Source organism: Streptomyces sp. W16 (assembly GCF_033194735.1).
In the GTDB taxonomy this organism is placed as follows: Bacteria; Actinomycetota; Actinomycetes; order Streptomycetales; family Streptomycetaceae; genus Streptomyces.
In genome coordinates this window covers 1-739 of record NZ_JAWOAI010001212.1, presented here as the reverse complement: position 1 = coordinate 739, position 739 = coordinate 1, and the positions used below count along the sequence as shown (strand labels likewise).

Here is a 739-nt window from a genome sequence, read left to right as displayed (position 1 = left end):
CCCGAACGCCCCGGCGTCGGCGGCGGCGACCCCCGCCCCCACCGAGGGGCTGCTGAACGCCACCGGCCCCGAGGGCATCCCCTCGGCCACCCCCACCGCCTCAAGGTTCAGCAGCTGTACGGCACTTCGGCTGACCTGCTCCACCAGCGCCCCGGGCAGCCAGCCACCGGCCACCAGCCGGGCGGCCCCTTCCGGTGCGAGCCGCCGGGACACCTCGCCCGGACTCGGCCGCGAGGCAGGGTCCTTGGCCAGACAGGCACTCGCCAGCTCCCGCAAGTCCCCGCTGATCTTCCCCAGTTGGGGTTCCTCGTGGACGACCTTGTAGAGCAGCGCGGCCGAGGAGTCGCCGGGGAAGGGGGACTCGCCCGTGGCCGCGTACACCAGCACGGCCCCCAGGGAGAAGACGTCCGAGGCACCGGTCGCCCCCTTCCCGAGGATCTGCTCGGGGGCCATGTAGCCGGGCGAGCCGACGGAGACGCCGGTGGAGGTGAGGGAGGCCGTGCCGTCCGTGGCGCGGGCGATCCCGAAGTCGATGAGGAGGGGCCCGTCGAGGGTGAGGAGCACATTGGACGGTTTCACGTCCCGGTGCACGAGCCCCAGTTCGTGGACGGCCGTCAGCGCCTCGGCGAGCCCCGCGCCCAGGGCCCGTACGGAAGCGGGAGGCAGTGGCCCGCCGTCCGTGACGGCGGCGGACAGCGACGGACCGGCCGCGTACGCCGTGGCGACCCACGGCACACCG

General features: G+C 74.6%; 1 protein-coding gene. It reads right to left on the bottom strand.

Annotated features, from left to right (window positions below; translation table 11 throughout):
* On the bottom strand, positions 1–739 hold a 739-nt coding region (locus tag R6V09_RS54265; RefSeq protein WP_317888703.1), incomplete at both ends, for a serine/threonine-protein kinase.